This window comes from Streptomyces dangxiongensis (assembly GCF_003675325.1).
Taxonomy (GTDB): Bacteria; Actinomycetota; Actinomycetes; order Streptomycetales; family Streptomycetaceae; genus Streptomyces; species Streptomyces dangxiongensis.
In genome coordinates this window covers 6,094,982-6,121,384 of the sequence record NZ_CP033073.1, presented here as the reverse complement: position 1 = coordinate 6,121,384, position 26,403 = coordinate 6,094,982, and the positions used below count along the sequence as shown (strand labels likewise).

General features: G+C 74.2%; 22 protein-coding genes and 1 riboswitch. Of the genes, 15 read left to right on the top strand and 7 right to left on the bottom strand.

Annotated elements, in window-relative coordinates; all coding sequences use genetic code 11:
* Window positions 1–123 precede the first annotated feature (123 nt).
* From D9753_RS27615 to D9753_RS27600, 4 genes are all read left to right on the top strand, one after another.
* The gene (locus D9753_RS27615; protein ID WP_121789468.1) at window positions 124–357 is read left to right on the top strand and encodes a hypothetical protein; all 234 of its coding nucleotides are present in this window, start codon (window positions 124–126) and stop codon (window positions 355–357) included.
* Window positions 358–406: 49 nt separating this feature from the next.
* On the top strand, window positions 407–1,204 hold the full coding sequence (locus D9753_RS27610) for an SURF1 family cytochrome oxidase biogenesis protein (RefSeq protein WP_121789467.1): 798 nt from the start codon (window positions 407–409) through the stop codon (window positions 1,202–1,204).
* Window positions 1,205–1,368: 164 nt separating this feature from the next.
* Window positions 1,369–3,159, top strand: a complete 1,791-nt coding sequence (locus D9753_RS27605; RefSeq protein ID WP_121789466.1) for a glycoside hydrolase family 15 protein — start codon at window positions 1,369–1,371, stop codon at window positions 3,157–3,159.
* A gap of 5 nt (window positions 3,160–3,164) precedes the next feature.
* A complete protein-coding gene (locus D9753_RS27600) occupies window positions 3,165–3,920 on the top strand; it encodes an SDR family oxidoreductase (protein WP_121789465.1) in 756 nt (251 codons plus the stop codon).
* A 243-nt stretch (window positions 3,921–4,163) separates the two neighbouring features.
* Here the strand turns inward: D9753_RS27600 and D9753_RS27595 are convergent, their stop codons facing one another.
* The 4 genes from D9753_RS27595 to D9753_RS27580 form a co-directional block, all read right to left on the bottom strand.
* Window positions 4,164–4,967, bottom strand: a complete 804-nt coding sequence (locus D9753_RS27595; RefSeq protein WP_121789464.1) for an enoyl-CoA hydratase/isomerase family protein — start codon at window positions 4,965–4,967, stop codon at window positions 4,164–4,166.
* Window positions 4,968–5,084: 117 nt separating this feature from the next.
* Window positions 5,085–5,306, bottom strand: coding sequence for a helix-turn-helix domain-containing protein (locus tag D9753_RS27590; protein ID WP_010355597.1), 222 nt, complete (start codon window positions 5,304–5,306; stop codon window positions 5,085–5,087).
* Window positions 5,307–5,641: 335 nt separating this feature from the next.
* On the bottom strand, window positions 5,642–7,240 hold the full coding sequence (locus D9753_RS27585; protein WP_121789463.1) for an ABC-F family ATP-binding cassette domain-containing protein: 1,599 nt from the start codon (window positions 7,238–7,240) through the stop codon (window positions 5,642–5,644).
* A gap of 130 nt (window positions 7,241–7,370) precedes the next feature.
* The gene (locus tag D9753_RS27580; protein WP_240468299.1) at window positions 7,371–8,315 is read right to left on the bottom strand and encodes a PQQ-binding-like beta-propeller repeat protein; all 945 of its coding nucleotides are present in this window, start codon (window positions 8,313–8,315) and stop codon (window positions 7,371–7,373) included.
* A 212-nt stretch (window positions 8,316–8,527) separates the two neighbouring features.
* On the opposite strand from D9753_RS27580, the gene D9753_RS27575 reads away from it, so the two are divergent.
* Window positions 8,528–8,941, top strand: a complete 414-nt coding sequence (locus D9753_RS27575) for a VOC family protein (protein ID WP_121789461.1) — start codon at window positions 8,528–8,530, stop codon at window positions 8,939–8,941.
* A gap of 16 nt (window positions 8,942–8,957) precedes the next feature.
* Here D9753_RS27575 and D9753_RS27570 read toward each other — a convergent pair whose 3' ends face one another.
* From D9753_RS27570 to D9753_RS27560, 3 genes are all read right to left on the bottom strand, one after another.
* The gene (locus D9753_RS27570) at window positions 8,958–10,376 is read right to left on the bottom strand and encodes a hypothetical protein (protein WP_205614278.1); all 1,419 of its coding nucleotides are present in this window, start codon (window positions 10,374–10,376) and stop codon (window positions 8,958–8,960) included.
* 172 nt (window positions 10,377–10,548) lie between these two features.
* A complete protein-coding gene (locus tag D9753_RS27565) occupies window positions 10,549–11,676 on the bottom strand; it encodes an alpha/beta hydrolase (protein WP_121789459.1) in 1,128 nt (375 codons plus the stop codon).
* Window positions 11,677–11,854: 178 nt separating this feature from the next.
* On the bottom strand, window positions 11,855–12,541 hold the full coding sequence (locus tag D9753_RS27560; protein ID WP_121791319.1) for a class II aldolase/adducin family protein: 687 nt from the start codon (window positions 12,539–12,541) through the stop codon (window positions 11,855–11,857).
* A 463-nt stretch (window positions 12,542–13,004) separates the two neighbouring features.
* Between D9753_RS27560 and D9753_RS27555 the strand changes: the two genes are divergently transcribed.
* From D9753_RS27555 to cobI, 10 genes are all read left to right on the top strand, one after another.
* The gene (locus D9753_RS27555; protein WP_394346759.1) at window positions 13,005–13,628 is read left to right on the top strand and encodes a GH25 family lysozyme; all 624 of its coding nucleotides are present in this window, start codon (window positions 13,005–13,007) and stop codon (window positions 13,626–13,628) included.
* Window positions 13,610–14,866: an inorganic phosphate transporter gene (locus D9753_RS27550; RefSeq protein WP_121789458.1), complete on the top strand. Its 1,257-nt coding sequence runs from the start codon at window positions 13,610–13,612 to the stop codon at window positions 14,864–14,866. The genes D9753_RS27555 and D9753_RS27550 overlap by 19 nt, the downstream gene beginning before the upstream one ends.
* A 35-nt stretch (window positions 14,867–14,901) precedes the next feature.
* On the top strand, window positions 14,902–15,129 hold the full coding sequence (locus tag D9753_RS27545; protein WP_121789457.1) for a hypothetical protein: 228 nt from the start codon (window positions 14,902–14,904) through the stop codon (window positions 15,127–15,129).
* A gap of 130 nt (window positions 15,130–15,259) precedes the next feature.
* Window positions 15,260–15,400: riboswitch (cobalamin riboswitch) on the top strand.
* Window positions 15,401–15,515: 115 nt separating this feature from the next.
* The gene (locus tag D9753_RS27540; protein ID WP_121789456.1) at window positions 15,516–16,460 is read left to right on the top strand and encodes a cobalamin biosynthesis protein; all 945 of its coding nucleotides are present in this window, start codon (window positions 15,516–15,518) and stop codon (window positions 16,458–16,460) included.
* Complete coding sequence (locus D9753_RS27535) at window positions 16,457–17,965, top strand: cobyric acid synthase (RefSeq protein WP_121789455.1); 1,509 nt, start codon at window positions 16,457–16,459, stop codon at window positions 17,963–17,965. The genes D9753_RS27540 and D9753_RS27535 overlap by 4 nt, the downstream gene beginning before the upstream one ends.
* Window positions 17,962–21,612 (top strand): cobaltochelatase subunit CobN, encoded by a 3,651-nt coding sequence (gene cobN, locus D9753_RS27530; RefSeq protein ID WP_121789454.1) that lies wholly within the window; start codon window positions 17,962–17,964, stop codon window positions 21,610–21,612. Before D9753_RS27535 ends, cobN begins: the two co-directional genes overlap by 4 nt.
* A complete protein-coding gene (locus D9753_RS27525; protein ID WP_121789453.1) occupies window positions 21,609–23,657 on the top strand; it encodes a putative cobaltochelatase in 2,049 nt (682 codons plus the stop codon). Before cobN ends, D9753_RS27525 begins: the two co-directional genes overlap by 4 nt.
* Window positions 23,657–24,265 (top strand): cob(I)yrinic acid a,c-diamide adenosyltransferase, encoded by a 609-nt coding sequence (cobO, locus tag D9753_RS27520; protein WP_121789452.1) that lies wholly within the window; start codon window positions 23,657–23,659, stop codon window positions 24,263–24,265. Before D9753_RS27525 ends, cobO begins: the two co-directional genes overlap by 1 nt.
* A complete protein-coding gene (locus D9753_RS27515; RefSeq protein WP_394346758.1) occupies window positions 24,259–25,674 on the top strand; it encodes a cobyrinate a,c-diamide synthase in 1,416 nt (471 codons plus the stop codon). The genes cobO and D9753_RS27515 overlap by 7 nt, the downstream gene beginning before the upstream one ends.
* On the top strand, window positions 25,671–26,402 hold the full coding sequence (gene cobI / locus D9753_RS27510) for a precorrin-2 C(20)-methyltransferase (protein ID WP_121791317.1): 732 nt from the start codon (window positions 25,671–25,673) through the stop codon (window positions 26,400–26,402). The genes D9753_RS27515 and cobI overlap by 4 nt, the downstream gene beginning before the upstream one ends.
* The last annotated feature ends 1 nt before the right edge of the window (window position 26,403 follow it).

Sequence of the window (26,403 nt, the reverse complement as noted above, 5' to 3'; positions counted from 1 at the left end):
GCCGGGCGACGGGTCCGCCGGCGGGTCCTCGCCCCGGCGGACCACCGTACGAACGGGTGATTGCCACACGACTCACCCGGTACCCGCTCGCCCCCGGATCGGCGACGGCCCACCCTGTGGCCCATGGCGACATGCGAAGTCTGCGGCAATGACTACGGAATGACCTTCGAGGTGCACGCGCAGGGCGCGGTGCACGTCTTCGACTGCTTCTCCTGCGCGATCCACCGCATGGCCCCGATCTGCGAGCACTGCCGCGTGCAGATCATCGGCCAGGGTGTCGAGGTCGAGGGTCACTGGTTCTGCGGCGCGCACTGCGCCCGCGCCGAGGGAAACGCGGGCATCGTCGACCGGGTGTGACCCGGTACCCGCCTGATTGCACCCCGCGGCCCGGAGGTAACGTCGTGGGGTGCACCGCTACCGCTTCCTGTTGTCCCGCCAGTGGGTGATCCTCACCCTCGTCGCGATCGCGCTGATCCCGACGATGATCAAGCTGGGTTTCTGGCAGCAGCACCGGTACCAGGAGCGCACCGCCCGCAACGACCTGGTCTCCGCCGCGCTGCACGCCGAACCGGTACCGGTCGAGCGGCTCACGTCCCCCGGTCACACCGTGACCCGCACCGAGAAGTACCGCACGGTCACCGCCACCGGCACCTTCGACACCGCCAGGCAGGTCGTGGTCCGGCGCCGCACCAGCTCCGACGGCGAGGTCGGCTTCCACGTCCTGACCCCCCTGGTGCTCACGGACGGCATGGTGCTCCTCGTCAACCGCGGCTGGATCCCCGCGAACGGCGCGCAGACCGCGTTCCCGAAGATCCCCGCTCCGCCGGCCGGCCGGACCACGGTCACCGGACGGCTGAAGGCCGACGAGACGACCGCGGCGAGCGGCATCAAGAACGTCGAGGGCCTCCCCGACCGGCAGATCATGCTGATCAACAGCGCGGAGGAGGCGCACCGCCTGGGCGCGCGGGTACTCGGCGGCTACGTCGAGCAGACCGCGCCCGCGGCAAAGGGCGGTTCCCCCGAACAGATCTCCGACCCGGGCAGCGAGGACGCCCCGCTGAACTACGCGTACATGATCCAGTGGTGGCTGTTCGCGGCGGCCGTACCGGTCGGCTGGTGGTTCCTGGTGCGGCGCGAGATCCGCGACCGGGAGGAGACCGCGGCCGAGCGGAAGCCGGAGGAGAGCGAGCCGGCCACCGTCTGAGGCGGACACCGCACACCGGGTTCTCCGGCCACCGGGCTCTGCGGCCGTCGGGCTCTGCGGCCGTCGGGCTCCCCGGCCGCCGGGGCGCGATGGGCTGCGGGAGAGTCTCACCCCGTCGGCGCACCCTCTGGTTGGCCCCCTGGTCCACCGGGAAACCGCACCCCGTGAACCCGCGTATCGAGGACTACGCCCTCATCGGCGACGAGCAGAGCGCGGCCCTGATCGGACGGGACGGCTCGGTCGACTGGCTGTGTCTGCCCCGCTTCGACTCCGGCGCCTGCTTCGCCCGGCTGCTGGGCGACGAGAACCACGGCCACTGGCGGATCGCTCCCGAGGGTACGGACACCTGCACGCGCCGCGCCTACCGGTCCGACACCCTCGTCCTCGACACCGAGTGGGAGACCTCCGACGGCACGGTGCGGGTCACCGACCTGATGCCGCAGCGCGGACGCGCCCCCGACGTCGTACGGATCGTGGAGGGGATCAGCGGCCGGGTCACCGTCCGCAGCACCCTCCGCCTGCGCTTCGACTACGGCTCGGTCATGCCGTGGATGCGGCGCGCGGACGGCCACCGGGTGGCCGTCGCGGGCCCGGACTCCGCCTGGCTGCGCACCGAACCAGCCGTGGACACCTGGGGCGAGGACCACGCCACCCACGCACGGTTCACCGTCGAGGAGGGCGAGCGGATCGCGTTCGTGCTCACCTGGCACCCCTCGCACGAGAAGCGCCCGCCGCTCATCGACCCGTACGAGGCGCTGGAGCACAGCGTGACCGACTGGCGGCGGTGGGCACGGCGGTGCCGGTACGACGGCCCCCACCGGGACGCGGTCGTCCGGTCGCTGATCACCCTCAAGGCCCTCACCTACGCCCCGACCGGCGGGATCGTCGCCGCGGCGACCACATCCCTGCCCGAGCAGCCGGGCGGTGTGCGCAACTGGGACTACCGCTACTGCTGGCTGCGCGACTCCACCCTCACCCTCGGCGCGCTGCTCACCGCGGGCTATCAGGAGGAGGCCGAGGCCTGGCGGGACTGGCTGCTGCGCGCGGTCGCCGGCGACCCGGCCGATCTCCAGATCATGTACGGCGTCGCCGGTGAGCGGCGGCTGCCGGAGACGGAACTGCCGTGGTTGCCCGGCTTCGCCGACTCAGCGCCCGTGCGGACCGGCAACGGCGCCGTCGACCAGCTCCAGCTCGACGTGTACGGCGAGGTGATGGACTCGCTGTCACTGGCCCGCGGCTCGGGCCTGCCCACGAAGCCGCACATGTGGGCCATGCAGCGTGCGCTGCTGCGGTACCTGGAGACGGCGTGGCGGCAGCCGGACGAAGGCCTGTGGGAGGTGCGCGGCGGCCGGCGCCACTTCGTGCACTCCAAGGTGATGGTGTGGGTGGCCTTCGACCGGGCCGTGCGCACCATGGAGCGGCACCCGCGGCTGGGCGGCGACCTGGAGGGCTGGCGCGCGCTGCGCGACGAGGTCCACCGGGAGGTGTGCGAGAAGGGCTTCGACCGGGAGCGGAACACCTTCACCCAGTACTACGGCTCCCGGGGCCTGGACGCCGCGCTGCTGCTCATCCCCCGCGTCGGGTTCCTGCCGCCGGACGACCCGCGGGTCGTCGGCACCGTCGACGCGATCCGCGACGACCTCGGGCACGGCGGCTTCCTGCGCCGCTACGACACCAGGGACGCGGGCTCGGAGATCGACGGGCTGCCCGGTGCCGAGGGCACCTTCGTGGCCTGCTCGTTCTGGCTGGCCGACGCGCTGCACCGGACCGGCCGGACGGAGGAGGCGCGGGAGCTGTTCGACCGGCTGGTGGGCCTGTGCAACGACGTGGGTCTGCTGGCCGAGGAGTACGACCCGGTGGACGGCCGCCTGCTGGGCAACTACCCGCAGGCGTTCAGTCACATCGGCCTGGTCAACACCGCCCTCACCCTCTTCGGGGACGACGAGGCAGGATAGGGGCCATGGATCTTGGACTGAAGGACCGGGTGTTCGTCGTCACCGGAGCCACGCGCGGGCTGGGCAACGCCGCCGCGCGGGAACTCGTCGCCGACGGCGCGAAGGTGGTCATCACCGGCCGGGACGGGCAGCGGGTCGCCGACGCCGCCGCCGCTCTGGGCCCGAACGCGGTGGGCGTGGCCGTGGACAACGCCGACCCGGAGGCCGCCGAGCGGCTGATCGCCGCCGCGCGTGAGCACTTCGGCGGCTTCCACGGGGTGCTGGTGAGCGTGGGCGGGCCGGCGCCGGGGTTCGTCGCCGACAACACCGACGAGCAGTGGCGCGGCGCGTTCGAGTCGGTGTTCCTCGGCGCGGTACGGGTCGCCCGCGCGGCGGCGGCCGAGCTGACGGCGGGCGGTGTCATCGGGTTCGTGCTGTCGGGGTCGGTGTACGAGCCCATCCCGGGGCTGACCATCTCCAACGGGCTGCGGCCCGGGCTCGCCGGATTCGCCAAGTCGCTCGCGGACGAGCTGGGGCCGCGGGGCATCCGGGTGGTGGGGGTGCTGCCGTCCCGGATCGACACGGACCGCGTACGGGAGCTGGACGCGCTGTCCGCGGACCCCGAGGCCACGCGGGCGGCGAACGAGTCCCGCATTCCGCTGCGCCGGTACGGGACCCCGCAGGAGTTCGGCAAGGTGGCCGCGTTCCTGCTGTCCCCGGCCGCGTCCTATCTGACCGGCCTCATGGTGCCCGTCGACGGGGGCATGCTGCACGGCTTCTAGGCAACCGACGGCGCCACACCGCCGGGCCGCCGCATCGCCGGGCCGTCGGCGCGGCCCGTCGGCACCGGGCGCCGTACAGGAGCCGGCGGCGGGCCCGACGGCGGGGACGTTGCCGCGGTTGGCACGGCGGGGGCGGCGCAGCGGTTGCCACGGTCGGGGAGTCGGCGACAGGCCGGACGGCGGCAAGAGGTCCGGCGGCGGGGGCGGCCTCGTGGTTGTCGTGGCCGCCACCCGCGCGTGGGGCTATTCGCCGAGGCCCGCCAGGTCTCGCAGGCGGCGGGTCTGTGCGGCGCGTTCGGCGGCGCGCTGGGTGTCGTAGTCCCGGTCCCGCGCGCCCCGCACCAGCGCCTTGGTCTCCACCACGGCGTCCCGGGGTGCGGCGAGGACCGCTGCGGCCAGGTCCCGGGCCGCCGCGTCGAGTTCCGACGCGGGCACGGCGAGGCTGGCCAGGCCGCTCGTCACCGCCTCCTCGGCCCCGACGAACCGTCCGGTCACGCAGATCTCGAGCGCGCGGCCGTATCCGACGAGGCTCACCAGCGGATGGGTGCCGGCCAGGTCGGGAACGAGTCCGAGGCTGGTCTCGCGCATGGCGAACTGCACGTCGTCGGCGACGACCCGGAGGTCGCAGCCGAGGGCGAGCTGGAAGCCGGCGCCGATGGCATGGCCCTGGACGGCGGCGATGGACACGATGTCGTTCCGCCGCCACCAGGTGAACGCCTCCTGGTACTCGGCGATGGTCGCGTCGAGCCCGGCGTCGTCACGGCGCGCGAGGTCCATGAAGGACGGCTCGCCCGGGATCCCTTCCGGCGTGAACATCTGCCGATCGAGTCCGGCGGAGAAGGACTTGCCCTCACCGCGCAGCACGACGACCCGGACGGAGCCCGGCAGCCGCTGACCGGCCTCGGCGAGCGCCCGCCACAGAGCGGGGCTCTGCGCGTTGCGCTTGGCCGGGTTGGTCAGCGTCACCGTGGCGAGCGTGTCGTCGACGGTGAGCCGTACGCCGTCCTTGTCGAGTACGGGAGCGAGGTCCTGGTCGGGCGAAGCCATGGGGCGCCTCCGGTGAGTGCGGTCAGCAGAGCAGAGCTAAGTGACTGCACAGTAACCACCCGGCCGGTCAGTCCGCCGACCGGGTGGCCACCATCGAAGCCGATGGGCCGCCCGGCGTCAGGACGTCGCGGCCTTCTTGCCCCGGGTCGCTCCGCCGCGTCCACGCAGCGTGACGCCCGACTCACTGAGCATCCGGTGCACGAAGCCATACGAGCGGCCGGTCTCCTCGGCCAGCGCCCGGATGCTCGCACCGGAGTCGTACTTCTTCTTCAGGTCTGCCGCGAGCTTGTCGCGCGCGGCGCCGGTCACCCGGCTGCCCTTCTTCAGAGTCTCGGCCACCCGTGCCTCCTCATGGGAAGTGCGCTCTGGTCTCCTCATGATCACCCCTTCCGGGCGTGATGGCCACCCATTCGGCAAGGTCCGTGCGACATCGTTGTGACGACAGGAGTCGGTCCCCACAATCGGAATCAGACATTCCATGCGGTGGCGTCCGTGGACCCGAACGGGTGGATTCGCGAAGTACCAGGTCAGAGACGCGAAACGGCCGATCCCCCGACTACCGGGGGATCGGCCGGAAAATCCGTGTACGACACACCTCGATACGAGGAGATCTCACACAGATGGTGGATCACGGATCGGCCGAATGATCCATACTCAGTGGATCAGTCTTTCGATCACGCCAGGGCGACGAGGTCCGCGTAGTCGGCGCCCCACAGGTCCTCGACGCCGTCCGGGAGCAGGATGATCCGCTCCGGCTGGAGCGCCTCGACGGCACCCTCGTCGTGGGTGACGAGGACCACCGCGCCCTTGTAGGTGCGCAGGGCGCCGAGGATCTCCTCGCGGCTGGCCGGGTCGAGGTTGTTGGTCGGCTCGTCCAGGAGCAGCACGTTCGCCGAGGAGACGACGAGCGTGGCGAGCGCCAGCCGGGTCTTCTCACCGCCGGAGAGGACACCGGCGGGCTTGTCGACGTCGTCGCCGGAGAACAGGAACGAGCCGAGCACCTTGCGGACCTCGACCAGGTCCAGGTCGGGGGCGGCCGAGCGCATGTTCTCCAGAACCGTGCGGTCGGGGTCCAGGGTCTCGTGCTCCTGCGCGTAGTAGCCGAGCTTGAGGCCGTGACCGGGGACGACCTGGCCGGTGTCGGGCCGCTCCGCGCCCGCGAGCAGCCGCAGCAGCGTCGTCTTGCCGGCGCCGTTGAGGCCGAGGATGACGACGCGGGAGCCCCGGTCGATGGCCAGGTCGACGTCGGTGAAGATCTCCAGCGAGCCGTACGACTTCGACAGGCCCTCGGCCATCAGCGGCGTCCTGCCGCAGGGCGAGGGGTCGGGGAAGCGCAGCTTGGCGACCTTGTCGGACTGGCGGACCGCCTCCAGACCGGACAGCAGCTTGTCCGCGCGGCGGGCCATGTTCTGCGCGGCGACCGTCTTGGTGGCCTTGGCGCGCATCTTGTCGGCCTGCGTGTGCAGCGCCGCGGCCTTCTTCTCGGCGTTGGCGCGCTCGCGCTTGCGGCGCTTCTCGTCGGCCTCGCGCTGCTGCTGGTAGAGCTTCCAGCCCATGTTGTAGACGTCGATCTGGGAGCGGTTGGCGTCCAGGTAGAACACCTTGTTGACGACCGTCTCGACCAGGTCGACGTCGTGGGAGATCACGATGAAGCCGCCGCGGTAGGTCTTCAGGTAGTCGCGCAGCCAGACGATCGAGTCGGCGTCGAGGTGGTTGGTCGGCTCGTCGAGCAGCAGGGTGTCCGCGTCCGAGAACAGGATGCGGGCCAGCTCGATACGGCGGCGCTGACCGCCCGAGAGGGTGTGCAGCGGCTGGCCGAGCACGCGGTCGGGCAGGTTCAGCGCGGCGGCGATGGTGGCGGCCTCGGCCTCGGCGGAGTACCCGCCCTTGGTGAGGAACTCGGTCTCCTGGCGCTCGTACTGCCTGAGCGCCTTCTCGCGGGTGGCGCCCTGGCCGTTGGCGATGCGCTGCTCGTTGTCGCGCATCTTGCGGATCAGTATGTCGAGGCCGCGCGCGGACAGGATGCGGTCGCGGGCGAGGACGTCCAGGTCGCCGGTGCGGGGGTCCTGCGGCAGGTAGCCGACCTCGCCGGAGCGGGTGATCGTGCCGCCGGCGGGCACGCCCTCACCGGCCAGGCACTTGGTGAGGGTGGTCTTGCCGGCGCCGTTGCGGCCGACGAGACCGATGCGGTCGCCCTTGGCGACACGGAAGCTGGCGTTCTCGAGGAGGACGCGCGCACCGGCGCGCAGCTCGATACCGGAGGCGGAGATCAAGGACAGACTCCAGGGCGTAACGGATTGGCGGGTGGGGGGCTGCGGACGTTCCCGCCGTCTAATGCGCGAGGAGAATGGCCATGGGCCAAGTCTAACGGGGCCGGGCAAGCGCTTTTTTTCTACGTCTTCTCTACGTCCGCGCGCGCGGGCCCCGGCGCGGGAGACCGTTGCCGAGCGGGTCGCGGCCGGGGGTGATCCGGCCCTGGTCGTCCAGGGCGACGAGCTGTCCGGTCCAGGCGGTGTGCGCGCACGGCTGGGCGAGCAGCAGGGCCGCGCCCCGCCGTACGGCGCCCCGCGACCGGAAGACGCAGCCCTCGTGGGCGGGCAGCACCCAGCGCAGGTCGCCGTCGGCGATGCGGTACGCGGTGACGCGGTGCGGGGTGACGACTGCGAGGACGTCCGGGCCGAGGGGGCGCAGGACGCCGGTGCCGCCCTGGGCGGGGAGCCACTCGGCCGCGTCCGGCAGGGCGCGGTGCCAGCGTACGGAGCGGCCGTCGGTGTCGGTGAGCAGTCCGTCGTCCCAGAGCGCGATCACCTCCCCCCGCGCGGGGAGCACGGCGGCCGGCCGGTGCCCCGCGCGCGCGTAACGCCAGCGGACGGCGCCGGTACGGGCGTCACGGGCGGCCACGGCGCTCCCCCGGGCGCTCGGCGTCCAGGGCCCGCCGCGCGGCTGTCCCGCCACGCGCGCGGAGGTCGTCAGGCGGTCGCCGTAGGGGGCGGGCCGCAGGTGATGGGCCGCCGCGAGGAGACCGAACGCGAGGAGGAGACCACAGGCCCGGCGGACGTACGGCGCCACGGCCCGGAGCGGTGGGGCGTGGCCGGGAGCGGGGTGGCCGGAGGTGAGGTGGGGGGAGGCGGAGTGACGGGAGGCGGTGGCCGCGCGGTCCTGCCCGGCGACCCCCGGCGCCCCGGTGGCTCCGGCGGTCCCCCGCGCCCCGCCAGCCCCTGGGGCTTCAGCAGTCCCCGGCACCTCGTCGGCCCTCGGTGCCTCGGCGATCCCCGGCGCCTCGGCGGCCTTCCCGGGGTATTCAGGGGCGGTTCGGGGCGGGCGGGCCCGGTGGGGTGGAGCCGCCACCTCGGCCCCCTTCCGCTGTTCCCGGCCATGGATCGGGCGCGAGCGTAGCCGGATCCGGTCGCCGGGCGGGGGCGCCGGGCTCCGACGGGGCCGGTACGTCGCCCGTCCGGGTGCCCGGGGGCAGTGGCGCGCGGGCCGCTCGGCCGGGGCGCTGTCGGTGGTGCCTGCGACACTCGGAGGTACCGGAAGCGACGCGCGAAGGAGTGGTCGGCATGGCGGGCACGGGCGGCGCACGGCCGGGCATCTGCCCCACGCTGCTGTACGCGGACGCGAAGGCGGCGATCAGACAGCTTACGGAGGCCCTCGGCTTCACCGAGCTGTCGGTGTACGAGACGGCGGACGGCACGGTGCTGCACGCCGAGCTGGTCCAGGGCAACGGCGCGGTGATGATCGGTTCCAGGGGCCGCGGCGGCGTCTTCGACACGGCGCTGAGGGACGGCGGACCCGCCGGGGTGTACGTCGTGGTGGACGATGTGGACGCCCACCACGAGCGGGCCGTGGCGCACGGCGTGGAGATCCTGATGCCGCCGACGGACCAGGAGTACGGCTCGCGGGACTACCTGGCCCGGGACACCGAGGGCAACGTCTGGAGCTTCGGCACGTACGCCCCCGAGATCGGCGCCTGAGCCGGCTCCGCGCCGCTCACCTGCCGGTGTGCACCTGGAACGCGGCCCGTCGCACGGCCTTGGCCAGGGCCGGGTCGGGGTGGGCGGCGGCGAGCGCGACCAGGACCTGCACGGTACGGGGGTGGCCGACGGCGCGGACCTCGTCGAGTAGCTGGGGGACGGTGGGCTGCACCGCGGACTCCAGGTGCCGGACCAGCATCGGCGCCTCGCCGTGGTCGGCGACGGCGGCGGCGGTGTCCACCCACAGCCAGGTGGCCTCCTCACGGGTGAGGACCTCGTGGGCGTCCTCCGGGTCGACGCCGTCGTGCTCGGCGAGCCACAGCAGGGCGTACGGCCGCAGGGCGGGCTCGTCCACGACGGCCCGCACGTCGGGCTCGGCGGGGGCGCCGACGACCCGCAGCGCCTCGAAGGCCAGGCCGCGCAGCAGGGCGTCGTCGCCGCGGGCGGCGTGGATCAGCTCGGTGACGGCGCTGCCGACGGGACGGGCGGCGAGCCAGGCGCGGTACTCGGCGCGGGCCGCGTTCGGGCGGAGCTGGGCGCAGCCGCGGAGCATGTCCTCGGCCGACTGCTCGATGTTGCCGGCGGGGCTCTGCGCGGCCACGCAGATCTGCTCCAGCTTGACCCAGACCGCCCAGCTGCCCAGCGGGGTGAGGGTGGCCTGGCCGGCGCCGTAGGTGAGGGCGCCCACGGAGGCGAGGGCCCGCAGCGCCCAGTCGAGGAGCGGGGCGAGGGGGGCGTCCGCGGCGGGGGCGGGATCCACCGGGGCGGGGGATCCGGCGGGCCGGCCGGTGCCGGGCTCGTAGGAGACCTCGCAGCGTTCGGTGCGCAGTTCGGTGACCCGCTGCTGGAGCAGGTCGAGTAGCTGCTCGACCGGGACGGGGCCGGCGGACAACTGGAGGAAGGAGAGCACCTGGGGCATGGCCGAGACGACCTCGGCGACAGCGGCGGGCTCGTGCGCGTCGGGTTCCGGGCAGGCGAGCGACCAGGCGTCGAACAGCGCGACCCAGCCGCGCAGGACGGCGCTGTCGTCGCGGTCCCAGGCGCGCAGGCGCCAGCCGGGCCGCGCGTCGTCGCCGTGCACCTCGACGAGCCCGGCGAGGCGGGCGGTGTCCCAGTCGGCGCGGATCTGAGCGGGGCTCAGTCCCAGGTCGGCGGCGGCGCGTTCCGCGGTGGCCCCGGAGAGGGTGGCCTTGCCGTCGGCGGTGGCACCCTCTCGGCCGGGGCCCAGGGCGGCGTCCGCCCAGCGGGCCACGCGGACCGCGCCGGCCAGGCCGCTGCGGGCCATTCCGGCCAGTTCGGCGGGTGCGGGCGTGCCCTCCGGCGGCCGGGGTGCGGCGCGGCGCGGGCGCCGCTGGTTCACAGCTCTGGGGGCGGCGGCCAGGGGTCGTGGTCGGACGAGGCGGAGCCTGGAGTCGCGCGGGATACGGGACGTCACGGGTGCAGTCTTCCGGTTGATGGTCCGAAAACCCAAACGGAATGTCACGGGGGGCGACGGGGGTGGCCAACGCACGGCGTGACAGGGCGCTCGGGAAGGCATGTTCCGGCCAGTCTCACGGCCGCAAGCGGAACGGTTGGGCCGGGGCCGGCCGCACCCCGGCGCCGGGGTGTCACATCAGCGGGGTCAGGAACCGGCGCAGTTGTTCCTCGTACTCCGAGGGGTCCGCGTTCCACATCGCCGCGTGCGGGGCCCCCGGCACGGTGTGCAGGGAGACGAGGTCGGCGCGGTCCCGGGCGAGCCGGCGGGAGAACCGCCAGGGGGCGACCTGGTCGTCCGGGCCGTGGATGAGCAGGGTGGGGACGCGGAGCAGGGCCGGTCCGGTGTCCTCGGTGATCCGGCCGGTGCGCAGCCCGGCGCGGCCCTGTGCGGCCCGCACCGCGAGCGGCAGCAGCGGCCGGGGGGTGTGGCGGGCCGTGGCCAGGGCGCGCAGGGTGGCCTGCCAGTTGAGCACCGGGGAGTCGAGGACGAGTCCGGCGACGCGCTCGCGGACGGTGGAGTGCCCGGCGGCGTGCAGGGCCATGGTGGCGCCCGTGGACCAGCCGAGCAGGACGACCCGGCGGGCGCCGCGGCCGACGGCGTAGCGGATCGCCGCGTCGACGTCGCGCCACTCGGTCTCGCCGAGGTGGTGCAGTCCGTCCGGCGGGCGGGGGGCGCCGAGGTCGCCGCGGTAGGCGAGGGCGAGGACCGGCAGACTGCGGCCGTGCAGGAAGCGCAGGACGTTCAGGACCTGCTCGCGGGTGGTGCCGAGGCCGTGCACGGCGATCACCCAGATGTCCCGGTGACCGGGGAGGAACCAGGCGGGCAGTGCGCCGAGTTCGCCGGGCACCTCGACGTCGGTGTGGTCGAGGCCGAGAGCGGTGCCCGGGTTGCCGACGTACAGGTTGGGGGTGAGCCACACCGCGTCGCCGGGGGCGAACGCGCCGTGGGTGACGCGTTCCAGGCGGCGTACGACGGTGTCGGCGGTGTGCCGGGGCGCCTCCAGGACGGGGCCGACGACGGCGTGGCTGCCGTCCCCGGCGAGGCCGTAGGTGCCCGGGCGCAGGGTGGCCAGGTCGCGGGTCAGCGTGATCCGGCCGGCGCCCGTGCCGTGCACGGTGAGGCGGGGCTCGGTGGGCAGGGGGCGGCCCGCGGGCGCCTTCAGCGCGGCGTCGCTGGCGAACCGTCCGGCGGCCACGGAGGCCAGGCCGGCGGCGACGGCGGCGGTGACCGCGGTGGCGGTCGCTCTGACGATGCGCACGGGTCCAGTGTCGGGGCGGTGCGCGCCACCGGCCAGCGGAGCGGTGGGCGGGGGTGAGGTGAGTACTCGGCCCCCAAAACCGCGATGGAGGCGGAGCAGGCCGGGCGGGGGCGTGCTGGTGGTCGGGGTGTGTGGGGCCCTGTTCGGTCGGCGTGGTGTCGGGCTGGGTGGCAAGGGGTCACCTCCGTTGGCCGTACCCCTTCAAGCGTTCCCCGGCTTCGGCCAGTTGTGCCTCCGACAGCAGAGACGGCGTCAGGCCCGGCACGGAGGACGCCGTGAGCCACAGGCGGCACATCCACTCCAACTGGGCGGTGCGGTCGTAGGCCTGGTCGAGGGTGGTGCCGTACGTGATCGTGCCGTGGTTGCGGAGCAGGCAGCCGGAGCGGCCGTCGAGGGCGCGGAGCATGTGCTCGGCCAGTTCGTCGGTGCCGTAGGTGGCGTAGGGGGCGACGCGGACGGGCCCGCCGAGGGCGCAGGCCATGTAGTGGATCGGCGGGAGCGCGGGCACGAGCGTGGAGACGGCGGTGGCGTGCACGGCGTGGGTGTGGACGACGGCGCGGGCGTCGGTGGTGCGGTAGACGGCGAGGTGCATGGGCAGTTCGCTGGTCGGCGCCAGGGTGCCCCGCGTCTGGCGGCCGGTGAGGTCGACGGCGGTGAGGTCGCCGGGGGTGAGCCGGTCGTAGGGGACGCCCGTCGGGGTGATCAGCACCAGGTCCCCGAGGCGCGCGGAGACGTTGCCGGAGGTGCCGACCACGAGTCCGTCGGTGACGGTCCGGCGTGCCGTCGCGACCAGTTCCGCCCAGAGTCGCGTCTCTTCCTGCCCGGTCTCTTCCGCGTCTGCCGGGTTCCGCCGCAGTTCAGCCATGCGGTGATCCTGCCAGTCGGCCCGGTGCCGCGTGGGCGGGCCGGTCACTTCCCTTCGGAAGCCGTGCCAGAGGCCTGCCGGAAGGCGTTCCACCGAACGGGGGAAACGATCGCGAAACGCTCGAAACAGACACAGCTTCGACGATCACCGGCCCTGCAATGGTCCCTCTTGCCCATTTCCGCCCACTTCTGCTCACCGGACGATCCGGACGGTCGCCGCCGCCCGCGGAGCCCCGGCCGTCCGTCACACCGCAGAGACGCACGGCCCGTACACGGCACCCTTGACCGCCACCACGCCGGCTTCGTGGCGGCGGTCGCGGCGGCCCCCGCCCTGACGGGGACCGCCGTGGCCGCGCAGGCCGGGCCGGTGGAGTCCACCACGGCGCTCCCCCGGGGGCACGACGTGCCGTTCCACCAGTGGCGGGCCGCCCGGCCGGCCGCCCGGGCGAGGGGCCGCGCGGTTCGTGTACGTCAAGGCGACCGAGTCCACGACGCACCGCAATCCCCACTTCTCCGGGCAGGACGCCGGCGCGCGCACGGCCGGCCTGATCCGGGGCGCGTACCACTTCGCCCTGCCGAATCGTTCCTACGGCGCCCGGCAGGCCGCGTACTTCGTGCGCCACGGCGGCGACCGGCGGGCGGACGGCCGGACGCCGCCGCCGGCGCCGGACGTGGAGTACAACCCGTACAGCACCCGGCACAAGTGCTACGGCCCGGGCAAGGCGCGGCGGACGGGCCGCCGCCCGGTGGTCCGTACGACGACCCGGCGGTGGAGGCGGTGCACCGGCGACAGCCGCGCCTTCGCCTCCTCGAACCCGCTGCGGATCGCCCGGCACGGCACCGCACGGCCGGGCGCGCTGCCGGGTGACCAGGATCTCTTCGACGGCTCCGCAGGCCGGCCGCGGACGTTCGCGCGGGGCCGGCGGCCAAGGGGCGTCTGGGGCGGCCGGGCCGAGCGGCACTCGGGACCCGTACGACGGTCACCACCATGCCGGTCCCAGTTCATCTTCCGTTCACCCAGGTTGCTTACGTTCGACTCGCCAATGACGTCGAACGATTGCCTGGGTAAATGGAAAGCTTCTCGCTGATCCTCGCGATTGTGGTGGTAACCGCTCTCGCGTTCGATTTCACGAACGGTTTCCACGACACCGCGAACGCGATGGCCACCACCATCTCCACAGGCGCCCTGAAGCCCAAGATCGCGGTGGCCATGTCCGCCGCCCTCAATCTTGTGGGCGCCTTCCTCTCCGTGGAGGTCGCGAACACGATCTCCAAGGGTCTCGTCGACGAGAGCGGCATCCGTCCCGAGGTCATCTTCGCCGCGCTGGTCGGCGCGATCCTCTGGAACCTGCTGACCTGGCTGGTGGGCCTGCCCTCCAGCTCCTCGCACGCCCTGATGGGCGGCCTGGTCGGCGCCACCGTCGCCTCCGCCGGTTTCGGCGCCGTCCACGGTGACGTTCTGGTCACCAAGGTGCTGCTCCCGGCGGTCGCCGCGCCGCTCGTGGCCGGTCTCGCCTCGCTGCTGGCCACCCGGTTCTCCTACGGCATCGGCGGCACCGCCGACGGCGAGGCCACCCGCAAGGGCTACCGCGCCGGCCAGATCGCCTCCGCCGGCCTGGTCTCCCTGGCCCACGGCACCAACGACGCCCAGAAGACGATGGGCATCATCACCCTCGCCCTCATCGCGGGCGGCTCCATCGCCCCCGGCTCCAACCCTCCCACCTGGGTGATCCTCTCCGCCGGCCTGGCCATCGCGCTCGGCACCTACATCGGCGGGTGGCGCATCATCCGCACCATGGGCAAGGGCCTGACCGACCTGGAGCCGCGCCAGGGCTTCGCCGCCCAGACCAGCGCCGCGACCGCCATCCTGGCCTCCGCCCACCTCGGTTTCTCCCTCTCCACCACCCACGTCGTCTCCGGTTCGGTGATGGGCGCGGGCCTCGGCCGCAAGGGCGGTGTGGTCCGCTGGTCCACCGCGACCCGCATGTTCGTCGCCTGGGCGCTCACCCTCCCGGCCGCCGCGCTGGTCGGCGCGGGCGCCGAGTCCGTCACCGGCCTGGGTGACTGGGGTACCGCAGTCGTCGCCGTCTTCCTCGTCGCCTCCAGCGCCGCGATCTACAAGTTCTCCCGCCGCGAGGTCGTGGACCACACCCACGTGGTCCAGGAGAGCGGCGAGCCGGCCGGTGTGGTCACCACCGCCATCGCCGCCGTGATCCCGCCCCCGGCCGGCCAGGTCGTCGTCGACCTGGACATCGCCTTCCCGCAGCAGGCCACGGCCCCGGCCGTCGAGCCCGCTCCCCCGGCGGCCCCGGCCGCCACCGTCTGAGCCCGGTCACCCCGGTTACCGAAGGAAGCATCCCCATGAAGATCGACTGGGCGGCCCTCGGCTCCGTCTTCGGAGTGAGCCTCGTGGCCACCGTGGGCCTCGTGTCCCTGTTCACCCTCGGCATCGCGGGCCTGAACCGGCGCGAGAAGGCCACGGCGCAGGGCGGCACCGCGGGACTCGCCGTCACCGGCGCCTACCTCTGCTTCGCGGCCTGCGCGGCGGCGGTGGCGTACGGCATCCACCTGGTCGTGGCCAAAGCCTGACCCGCGCCCCCTCGGAGGCTCCCCCGCACCGGCCGTGGAGGGGAGCCTCCGTCATGTCCCACCCGGCCCGCACGTCCCTCGGTGTGGTGATCGGCACACTCTCCCCACGCAGGTCAACGGCAAGTTGACGGCCCTTCCGGGCGCGTGGTGGACTGCCCAGGCCATCTACGGCGGCAGAAGAGGAAGCCGGTGCGAATCCGGCGCGGTCCCGCCACTGTCACCGGGGAGGAATCCCCGGGAGCCAGGAACTCTCACCGCCGATTCACGTCGAACCAGGGCGCGGACACCCTGAGTGAGGACCTACAGCGACATGCTCGGCTGCCCATCGAGGACCCGTTCGAGGACCCGCACCCGGACCGCTCCCGCCCCCACGGCCGGCTGAGCCGATGGGTGCCGATCGCACATACGCGTACGGCGCCGCCGCCGGCCTCCTCGGTGACCTGCTCCTCGGCGATCCGCGCCGCGGGCATCCGGTCGCCGCGTTCGGCCGGGCGGCCGGAGCCGTGGAACGCGTCCTGTGGCACGACCATCGCGGCTGGGGTGCCGTGCACACCGCCGTGTGCGCCGGCGGCGCCGTCGCGCTGGGCGCGCTGGCCGCACGCGCCACGCGCCCCCGCCCCGCCGTCTCCACCGCGCTGACCGCCGTCGCCGCCTGGGCGGTCGTCGGCGGCACCTCGCTCGCCCGCGAGGCCCGCGCCGTCGGGCGCGCCCTGGAGGCCGGGGACGTCGAGGCCGCCCGGGCCCGGCTGCCCCACCTGTGCGGCCGGGACCCGCAGGCGCTGGACGCCGACGGCATCGCCCGCGCCGTGGTCGAGTCGGTCGCCGAGAACACCTCCGACGCCGTGGTCGGCGCCCTCGTCTGGGGCGCCGTGGCCGGCGTCCCCGGGCTGCTCGGGTTCCGGGCGGTCAACACCCTGGACGCGATGGTGGGCCACAGATCACCCCGCCACCGGCGCTACGGCTGGGCCTCCGCCCGCCTCGACGACGTCGCCGGCTGGCCCGGGGCCCGGCTCACCGCCGTACTCGCCACCCTCGCCGGACCCGATCCGCGCGGTGCCGCGCGGGCCTGGCGGGCCGATGCCTCCCGGCACCCGAGCCCCAACGCCGGTCCCGTGGAGGCCGCGTTCGCGGGCGCCCTCGGCGTGCGGCTGGGCGGCACGCTCTCCTACGGCGGCCGGGTCGAACACCGGCCCGTGCTCAACGGCGGCACCGGACGGCCGGTCCGGGTCATCGACATCGACCGGGCCGTACGGCTCTCCCGTCGCGTCGGCCTCCTCGCGCTCGGCACCACGCTCGCCGCGCGCGGCCTGATGAAGGGACGTGGGAAGTGAACGGGGGTCTCCTCGTCGCCGGCACCACCTCCGACGCCGGCAAGAGCGTCGTGACGGCCGGGATCTGCCGCTGGCTGGTCCGCCAGGGCGTGAAGGTGGCGCCGTTCAAGGCGCAGAACATGTCCCTGAACTCGTTCGTCACCCTGGAAGGCGCGGAGATCGGGCGGGCGCAGGCCATGCAGGCGCAGGCCTGCCGCGTCGAGCCCACCGCGCTCATGAACCCCGTGCTGCTCAAGCCGGGCGGCGAACAGAGCAGCCAGGTGGTGCTGCTCGGCAAGCCCGTCGGGGAGCTGAGCGCGCGCGGCTACCACGGGGGGCGCCAGCAGCGGCTGCTCGGCACGGTGCTGGACTGCCTGGCCGAGTTGCGGGGCACGTATGACGCGGTGATCTGTGAGGGGGCGGGCAGTCCGGCCGAGATCAACCTGCGGCGGACGGACATCGTCAACATGGGCATCGCCCGCAACGCGCGGCTGCCCGTGCTGGTGGTGGGGGACATCGACCGCGGGGGCGTCTTCGCGTCCTTCTTCGGCACCGTCGCCCTGCTCTCCCCCGAGGACCAGGAACTGGTCGCCGGGTTCCTCGTGAACAAGTTCCGCGGCGACGTGTCGCTGCTGGAGCCGGGCCTGGACATGCTGTACGGGCTCACCGGACGGCGGACGTACGGCGTCCTGCCCTTCCGGCACGGCCTCGGCATCGACGAGGAGGACGGCCTGAGAGTGTCCCTGCGGGGCACCGTCCGCGAGTCCTCCGTGACGCCCCCGGTCGGCGCGGACGTGCTGCGGGTCGCCGTCTGCGCGGTCCCGCTGATGTCCAACTTCACCGACGTGGACGCCCTCGCCGCCGAACCGGGCGTCGTCGTGCGCTTCGTGGACCGCCCGGAGGAGCTGGCCGACGCCGACCTCGTGGTGGTCCCGGGCACGCGCGCCACCGTGCGGGCGCTGCAGTGGCTGCGGGAACGCGGGCTGGCCGACGCCCTCGTACGGCGGGCCGCCGAGGGGCGCCCCGTGCTCGGCATCTGCGGCGGTTTCCAGCTCCTCGGCGAGCACATCGAGGACGAGGTCGAGTCCCGCGCCGGACACGTCCCCGGGCTCGGCCTGCTCCCCGTCCGGGTCCGCTTCGCCCGCGAGAAGACCCTCACGCGGCCCGTCGGCCAGGCCCTCGGCGAGCGGGTGGAGGGGTACGAGATCCATCACGGGGTCGCCGACGTCACCGGCGGGGAGGCCTTCCTGGACGGCTGCCGTGCCGGCCGGACCTGGGGCACCCACTGGCACGGCTCGCTGGAGTCGGACGGCTTCCGGCGGGCCTTCCTGCGCGAGGTGGCCGCCGCCGCGGGCCGCCGCTTCGTGCCCGCGCCGGACACCTCCTTCGCCGCGCTGCGCGAGGAGCAGCTCGACCGGCTCGGCGACCTGATCGAACAGCACGCGGACACCGACGCGCTCTGGCGGCTCATCGAGTCGGGCGCGCCGCAAGGACTGCCTTTCATTCCACCGGGAGCGCCCGCATGAGCACAGTGTTGTTGTTGTCGACCGCCGACACGGATCTGCTGGCGGCCCGGGCCTGTGGCGCCGGCTACCGCATCGGCAACCCCACCCGTGTCGACGTCGCCGCGGAGCTGCCGGCCCTGGTCGAGGGCGCGGACATCGCCGTCGTACGGCTGCTGGGCGGCAAGCGCGCCTGGGAGGACGGGCTGGCGGTGCTGGGGGCGTCCGGGATCCCGACCGTGCTGCTGGGCGGCGAGGCCGTCCCGGACGCCGAGCTGATGGCCGAGTCGTCCGTGCCGGCCGGTGTGGTCGCCGAGGCGCTGAAGTACCTGGTCGAGGGCGGGCCGGAGAACCTGCTGGAGCTGTCCCGGTTCCTGTCGGACACCGTGCTGCTGACCGGTGAGGGCTTCGAGGGGCCGCGCGGCATGCCGGAGTACGGCGTGCACGGCGACCGCCCGGTCGTGGCCGGCCGCCCGACCGTGGGCGTCCTCTTCTACCGGGCGCACGAACTGAGCGGCAACACCGCCTTCGTGGACACGCTGTGCGACGCGATCGAGGCGCACGGCGCCAACGCCCTTCCCGTGTACTGCGGTTCGCTGCGCGGCGCGGACGCCGGGCTGTACCGGCTGCTGGAGCGGGCCGACGTGCTGGTGGCCACCGTCCTCGCGGCCGGCGGCACGCACGCCTCGCAGGCCTCGGCGGGCGGCGACGAGGAGTCCTGGGACATCGGCGCCCTCGCCGACCTCGACGTGCCCGTCCTGCAGGGCCTGTGCCTGACCTCCTCGCGGGCCGCGTGGGAGGAGTCCGACGCGGCCCTGTCCCCCATGGATGCGGCGATGCAGGTCGCGATCCCGGAGTTCGACGGCCGTCTCGTCACCGTCCCGTTCTCCTTCAAGGAGCAGGGTCCCGACGACGTGCCGGTGTACGTCGCCGACCCCGAGCGGGCCTCGCGGGTCGCCGGGATCGCCCTGCGGCACGCCCGGCTGAAGCACAAGCCGAACGCCGAGAAGAAGATCGCCCTGGTCTTCACCGCGTACCCGACCAAGCACTCCCGGGTCGGCAACGCGGTGGGTCTGGACACGCCCGCGTCCGCGGTGCGGGTGCTGGACGCGCTGCGGGACGCCGGCTACGCCCTGACCGAGTACCCCGCCGGCGGTGACGAACTGATCCACCGGCTGATCGAGGCCGGCGGCCACGACGTGGAATGGCTGACGGAGGAGCAGCTTGCCGCCGCGCCCGCCCGGGTGCCGCTGGCCGACTACCGGGCGTGGTTCGAGAAGCTGGACCCGGGGCTGCGGGACGCGATGACCGAGGCGTGGGGCGAGCCGCCGGGCGGCCTGTACGTGGACGGCGACGACATCGTGCTGGCGTCGCTGCGGTTCGGGAACGTCGTCGTGATGATCCAGCCGCCGCGCGGCTTCGGCGAGAACCCGATCGCGATCTACCACGACCCGGACATGCCGCCCTCCCACCACTACATGGCGGCCTACAGGTGGCTGGAGCACGGTTTCGGCGCCGACGCGGTCGTGCACATGGGCAAGCACGGCACGATGGAGTGGCTGCCGGGCAAGGGCCTGGGGCTCAGCGCCGGCTGCGCGCCGGACGCGGTCCTCGGCGACCTGCCGCTGATCTACCCGTTCATCGTGAACGACCCCGGTGAGGGCACCCAGGCCAAGCGGCGCGGGCACGCCACGGTCGTCGACCACCTGGTCCCGCCGATGGCCCGCGCCGACACGTACGGCGACCTGGCCAAGCTGGAGCAACTGCTCGACGAGTACGCCCTCGTCAGCGACCTCGACCCGGCGAAGGCGCCGGCCGTCCGCGCCCAGATCTGGACCCTGGTCAAGGCGGCGGAGCTGCACCACGACCTGCACGTGGACGAGCAGCCGGACGACACCGCGTTCGACGAGTTCGTCATGCACATCGACGGCTATCTGTGCGAGATCAAGGATGTGCAGATCCGGGACGGCCTGCACATCCTCGGCGGCGGACCGGTCGCCGAACCCCGGGTGAACCTCGTCCTCGCCGTGCTGCGCGCCTCACAGGTCTGGGGCGGGCAGGCGAACGCGATCCCCGGCCTGCGGGCCTCGCTCGCGGCCCGTTTCGGGCTGGACGAGAAGGAGTTGCTGGCCGAGCCGGGCGCCCCGGTGAAGGTGCCGGCCGAACTGACGGACCTGGTCGGCGGCCCGGCCCGGACCGCCGCCGACACGATCGACCTGCTGGAGCAGCTCTGCCGGCGGCTTGCGGAGGGCATGGAGGCGCGCGGCTGGGCCGCCGCCGAGTGCGCCCCCCTGGTCCGCGAGGTGATGGGCGGCGAGCTCCCGGCCGCCGAGACGGTGCTGGAGTTCGCCTGCACCGAGGTCGTACCGCGTCTCGCCCGCACGACCGACGAGATCGGGCACATCCTGCGGGCCCTGGACGGCGGTTACGTCCCGGCGGGCCCCTCGGGCTCCCCGACCCGCGGCCTGGTCAACGTGCTGCCGACCGGCCGGAACTTCTACTCGGTGGACCCCAAGGCCATCCCCTCCCGGCTGAGCTGGGAGGTCGGCCAGTCGCTGGCGGACTCGCTGGTGCAGCGCTACCTGCAGGACACCGGCGCGTACCCCGAGTCCGTGGGCCTCACGGTGTGGGGCACCTCGGCGATGCGCACCCAGGGCGACGACATCGCCGAGATCCTGGCGCTGCTGGGCTGCCGCCCGGTGTGGGACGACGCCTCGCGCCGCGTGACCGGCTTCGAGGTGATCCCGCCGGCCGAGCTGGGCCGCCCGCGCATCGACGTCACCGTCCGCATCTCCGGCTTCTTCCGGGACGCGTTCCCGCACGTCGTGGGGCTGATCGACGACGCGGTGCGGACGGTGGCCGAGCTGGACGAGCCGGCCGAGTCCAACTACGTGCGGGCGCACGTGGACGAGGACACCGCCGGGCACGGCGACCGGCGGCGGGCGACGGCCCGGATCTTCGGCTCGAAGCCGGGGGCCTACGGTGCCGGACTGCTGCCGCTGATCGACGCGCGCAACTGGCGTTCGGACGCCGACCTCGCCGAGGTGTACGCGGTGTGGGGCGGTTACGCCTACGGGCGCGGGCTCGACGGGCGGGCGGCGCGCGGGGACATGGAGACGGCGTTCCGGCGGATCGCCGTCGCGGCGAAGAACGTCGACACCCGCGAGCACGACCTGGTCGACGCCGACGACTACTTCCAGTACCACGGCGGCATGGTCGCCATGGTCCGGCACCTGACGGGCGCCAACCCCGAGGCGTACGTGGGCGACAGCGCCGTACCGGACCAGGTGAGGACCCGCACGCTGGGCGAGGAGACCCATCGCGTCTTCCGCGCCCGGGTCGTCAACCCGCGCTGGATGGCGGCCATGCGGCGGCACGGCTACAAGGGCGCCTTCGAGATGGCGGCGACCGTGGACTACCTGTTCGGGTACGACGCGACGGCCGGCGTGGTCGACGACTGGATGTACGAGAAGCTGAGCGCCGAGTACGTCTTCGACCCGGAGAACCGGGACTTCATGAAGAAGTCCAACCCGTGGGCGCTGCGCGGCGTCACCGAGCGGCTGCTGGAGGCGGCGGACCGCGGCCTGTGGGCGGAGCCGGACGCGCAGACGCTGGAGCGGCTGCGCGCCACCTACCTGGAGCTGGAAGGCGACTTGGAGGGCGACCAGTGACCACCCCGTTCCCGTTCACGGCCGTTGTCGGCCAGGACGACCTGCGGCTCGCGCTGCTCCTGAACGCCGTCTCGCCGGCGGTCGGCGGTGTGCTGGTGCGCGGCGAGAAGGGCACCGCGAAGTCCACGGCGGTGCGGGCGCTGTCGGCGCTGCTGCCCGAGGTGGCCGTGGTGCCCGGGTGCCGGTTCTCGTGCGATCCGGCGGCACCGGACCCCTCGTGCCCCGACGGGCCGCACGAGGCCGGCCCCGGCACCGGGCGCCCCGCGCGGATGGTGGAACTCCCCGTCGGCGCCTCGGAGGACCGGCTCGTCGGCGCCCTGGACATCGAGCGGGCCCTCGCGGAGGGCGTCAAGGCCTTCGAACCGGGCCTGCTGGCCGACGCGCACCGCGGGATCCTGTACGTCGACGAGGTCAACCTCCTCCACGACCACCTGGTCGACCTGCTGCTGGACGCGGCGGCGATGGGCGCCTCCTACGTGGAGCGCGAGGGCGTGTCGGTGCGGCACGCGGCCCGCTTCCTCCTCGTCGGCACCATGAACCCCGAAGAGGGCGAGCTGCGCCCTCAGTTGCTGGACCGGTTCGGGCTGACCGTGGAGGTCGCCGCGTCCCGGGAGCCGGAGCAGCGCGTGGAGGTCGTGCGGCGCCGGCTGGCGTACGACGACGATCCCGCGGGATTCGCGACGCGCTGGGCCGGCGAGGAGGCCGCCGTACGGCAGCGGGTCGTCGCGGCGCGGGAGCTGCTGCCGCAGGTGCAACTGGGTGACGGGGCGCTGCGGCAGATCGCGGCGACCTGCGCGGCCTTCGAGGTGGACGGCATGCGCGCCGACATCGTGATGGCCCGCACGGCGACGGCGCTGGCCGCGTGGGCCGGGCGTACCGACGTCCTCGCCGAGGACGTGCGGCAGGCGGCGCTGCTCGCGCTGCCGCACCGGCGCCGGCGCAACCCGTTCGACGCGCCGGGCCTCGACGAGGACAAGCTGGACGAGACGCTGGAGCAGTTCGCCGGGGACGGCGGGGACGGCGGGGACGGGAACGGCGAGGACGACGGCGACGACGGGGACGGCGACGACGATCCCGGTCCCGGGGGCCCCGGCGGGGGCGGCGGGCAGCCGGAGCCGGACGCCGGTCCGCGGGGCGGGGACACCGCCGCGCGGCCGGAGGCGGCGGACGGCGGGGAGCCGCAGCCGTCCGGTGCCGGCCCGGGCGAGCAGTCCCCGGCGCGGGCCGCGGAACCCTTCAGGGCCAGGGTGCTGAGCGTGCCCGGGATCGGTGAGGGTGCCGCCGGGCGGCGGTCGCGGGCGCGGACCGAGCACGGCCGGACCACGGGGTCCCGCCGGCCGCGGGGCGCGCTGACCAAGCTGCACCTGGCCGCGACCGTGCAGGCCGCCGCCCCGCATCAGCGGGCGCGCGGCCGGTCGGGACCGGGCCTGGTGATCCGCAGGGACGATCTGCGGCAGGCGGCCCGCGAGGGCCGTGAGGGGAACCTCGTGCTGTTCGTGGTGGACGCCTCGGGGTCGATGGCGGCGCGGCAGCGGATGAGCGCCGTCAAGGGCGCCGTCCTGTCGCTGCTCCTCGACGCCTACCAGCGGCGGGACAAGGTGGGGCTGGTGACCTTCCGGGGCTCCGGGGCCGAGGTGGCGCTGCCGCCGACGTCGTCCGTCGACGCCGCGGCGGTGCGGCTGGAGTCGCTGCCGACCGGTGGCCGTACGCCGCTCGCCGCCGGGCTGCTGAAGGCGCACGAGGTGCTGCGGGTGGAGCGGCTGCGGGACGCCGCGCGGCGGGCGCTGGTCGTGGTGGTGACCGACGGGCGGGCGACGGGCGGGACGGAGCCGGTGGCCCTCGCGGAGCGGGCGGCGCGGCTGTTCGCGGCCGACGGGATCGCCTCGGTGGTCGTGGACTGCGAGTCGGGGCCGGTGCGGCTGGGGCTCGCCGGCCGGCTGGCCGGTGAGCTGGGCGGTACCGCGGTGACGCTGGAGGAGCTGCGGGCCGACTCGATCGCCGGGCTGGTCAGGGATGTGCAGGGAACGACGAGGAGGGCCGCGTAGTGCCGCAGGGACAGCCGAGTGTCGTACCGGACGACGGACTGACGACCCGTCAGCGCAGGAACCGCCCGCTGGTCGTGGTGCACACGGGCGTCGGCAAGGGCAAGTCCACCGCCGCGTTCGGGCTGGCGCTGCGCGCCTGGAACCAGGGGTGGCCCATCGGGGTGTTCCAGTTCGTCAAGTCGGCGAAGTGGAAGGTCGGCGAGGAGAACGCGCTGCGCGTGCTCGGCGCCTCCGGTGAGGGCGGGACCGTCGACTGGCACAAGATGGGCGAGGGCTGGTCCTGGGTCCAGCGCGACATCCAGGGTGACAACTCGACCAACGAGGAGAAGGCCCGCGAGGGCTGGGAGCAGGTCAAGCGGGACCTGGCCGCCGAGACGTACCGGCTGTACGTGCTGGACGAGTTCGCGTACCCGATGCACTGGGGCTGGGTCGACACGGACGAGGTCGTGGAGGTGCTGCGCACCCGTCCGGGCACCCAGCACGTGGTGATCACGGGGCGCAACGCGCCGGAGAAGCTGGTGGACCTCGCCGACCTCGTCACCGACATGTCCAAGGTCAAGCACCCCATGGACGCCGGTCAGAAGGGCCAGAAGGGCATCGAGTGGTGAGTCCGCCGGTGCCCCGGCTGGTCGTCGCCGCGCCCTCCTCGGGCAGCGGCAAGACCACCGTCGCCACGGGGCTGATGGCCGCGTTCGCCGCGCGGGGGCTCGCCGTGTCCCCGCACAAGGTCGGACCGGACTACATCGACCCCGGCTACCACGCGCTCGCCACCGGGCGGGCGGGACGCAACCTGGACGCGTACCTGTGCGGGCCGGAGCTGGTCGCCCCGCTGTTCCTGCACGGGGCGCGGGGGTGCGACCTCGCGGTCGTGGAGGGCGTGATGGGGCTGTACGACGGGGCCGCCGGGGAGGGGGAACTCGCCTCCACGGCCCAGGTCGCCAAGCTGCTGCGCGCGCCGGTCGTCCTCGTCGTGGACGCGTCGTCGCAGTCACGGTCGGTGGCGGCGCTGGTGCACGGGTTCGCGTCCTGGGACCCTCAGGTGCGGATCGGGGGCGTGATCCTGAACAAGGTGGGCTCCGACCGGCACGAGGAACTGCTGCGGGAGGCCCTGGACGCGTCGGGCGTGCCCGTCCTCGGGGTGCTGCGGCGCGTGGCCCGGGTGGAGACGCCGTCGCGGCATCTGGGGCTGGTACCGGTGGCGGAGCGGACCTCGGCCGCGGTCGATGCCGTGGACGCCATGGCGGCGCAGGTGGCCCGGGGCTGCGACCTGGCCGCCCTGGAGGCGCTGGCCCGCTCGGCGGGCCCCCTGCCGGCGGGCTCCGCCCCCTGGACCCCCGGTCCTTCGTCCGCCCGCCACCCGACTCGGTCCGCCGGGAGTCAGGCCCCCGGGACGGCCCGGCCGGCCGGGGAGCGAGGGCCCGTGGTCGCCGTCGCCGGGGGTTCCGCGTTCACCTTCTCCTACGCCGAGCACACCGAGCTGCTCACCGCCGCCGGGGCGGAGGTCGTCACCTTCGACCCGCTGCGGGACGAGGGTCTGCCCGAGGGGACCGCCGGGCTGGTCGTCGGGGGCGGGTTCCCCGAGGTGTACGCCGCCGAGCTGTCCGCCAACGAGCCGCTGCGGGCGGCCGTCGCGGACCTCGCGCGTTCCGGCGCGCCCGTGGCCGCAGAGTGCGCCGGGCTGCTCTATCTGTGCCGGGAGCTGGACGGGCGGCCGATGTGCGGGGTGCTGGACGCCACCGCGCGGATGACTGAGCGGCTGACTCTCGGCTACCGGGACGCCGTGGCCGTCGGCGACAGTGTGCTGGCGGTGGCCGGGACGCGGATGCGGGGCCACGAGTTCCACCGCACCGTCGTCGAGCCGGGCGCCGGTGCCGCCCCCGCCTGGGGGGTGCGGGCCCCGGCCCGGCGGGTCGAGGGATTTGTACAGCAGGGCGTGCACGCGAGTTATCTGCACACGCACTGGGCGTCCGAGCCCGGTGTCGCCCGTCGGTTCGTGGAGAGGTGCCGGACGTCATGAGCAGCAGGCTGGTCGGAGTCGGGGTGGGTCCCGGTGATCCGGAGCTGGTGACCGTCAAGGGGGTCAACGCCCTGCGGGCGGCCGAGATCGTCGTCGTACCGGTCATGGACTCCGGCGAGCGGGGGCGGGCGGAGGCGACCGTGCTGCACTACGTGCCCCGGGAGAAGGTCGTCCGGGTGGTGTTCGCGCTGAACGAGCGGACCGACCGGGCGCGGCGGGAGGCGGCCTGGGACGCGGCCGGTGCCCGGGTCGCCGAGCTGCTGCGGCGGCACGGGTCGGTGGCGTTCGCGACCATCGGGGACCCGAACGTGTACTCGACGTTCACGTATCTCGCGCAGACCGTCGGGGAGCTGGTCCCGGGGCTCGCCGTGGAGACGGTGCCCGGCATCACCGCCATGCAGGATCTCGCGGCGCGGTCCGGTGCCGTGCTGACGGAGGGCACCGAACCGCTCACCCTCGTACCGGTCACCGCCGGGTCCGCCGTGCTGAAGGAGGCGCTGGCCGGGCCGGGGACGGTGGTGGCGTACAAGTTCGGGCGGCAGGCCGCGGAGGTCGCCGAGGCGCTGGCGGAGACCGGCCGGCTCGGGGACGCCGTGTGGGGGTCGGCGCTGGGTCTGCCGGAGGAGTCGGTGCGGCCGGCCGCCGAGCTGGACGGGGCGCCGCTGCCGTACCTGTCGACGCTCATCGCGCCCCCGCGGCGGGACGGCGGCCGGGGCGGGAAGCTGTGAC